Below are 507 nucleotides of genomic sequence, written 5' to 3' on the forward strand. Positions count from 1 at the left end.
TCGCCGCCCTTGGCCGTGATGCGTCCGACCAGATCGTCGAGCAGCTCCTGACGCCGTGCCACTGCGACCACTGTCGCGCCCTTGGCGGCGAACTTCTCGGCCGCAGCCTCGCCGATACCCGAAGAGGCGCCGGTCAGCAGGATCCGCTTGCCGGCGACGTCGATGTCGTCACGGGCCTGCAGCCGCTCGGTCAGGGGCGGACGCATGCTGGTCAGCAACAACTGTTCGGACAGTCGGCGCAGCGGGCTCTTGCTCATGTGCCGAGTTTAGGAGGCCTAGCTTTCCGCGATGACTTGTGGGCCCGGCCCGGGTCGGTATCGCTATGACGATCATCGGCAAGCTTGACCAGCGCTTCAGTGAGGCGACCGAAGCGACGAGTTGGCAGGCCGCGGTAGCCGTCCTCGACGCCGCCGGGCTGTACTGGCTCACGACCGTCCGCGGCGACGGGCGGCCCCACGTCACACCGCTGGTCGGGGTTTGGACCGACAATGCGTTCGTGTTCTGCAC

At 67.5% G+C, this 507-nt stretch carries 2 protein-coding genes; one reads left to right on the forward strand and one right to left on the reverse strand.

Annotation, left to right across the window (positions count from 1 at the left end):
* The coding region (locus IMZ11_RS43735; RefSeq protein ID WP_228649605.1) for an SDR family NAD(P)-dependent oxidoreductase at nt 1-257 on the reverse strand (257 nt) is incomplete at its 3' end.
* Nucleotides 258-322: 65 nt separating this feature from the next.
* On the opposite strand from IMZ11_RS43735, the gene IMZ11_RS43740 reads away from it, so the two are divergent.
* Nucleotides 323-507: pyridoxamine 5'-phosphate oxidase family protein (locus tag IMZ11_RS43740; protein WP_228649607.1), on the forward strand; the 185-nt coding region annotated here is incomplete at its 3' end.

The organism is Microtetraspora sp. AC03309 (assembly GCF_020826795.1).
Classification (GTDB): Bacteria; Actinomycetota; Actinomycetes; order Streptosporangiales; family Streptosporangiaceae; genus Microtetraspora; species Microtetraspora glauca.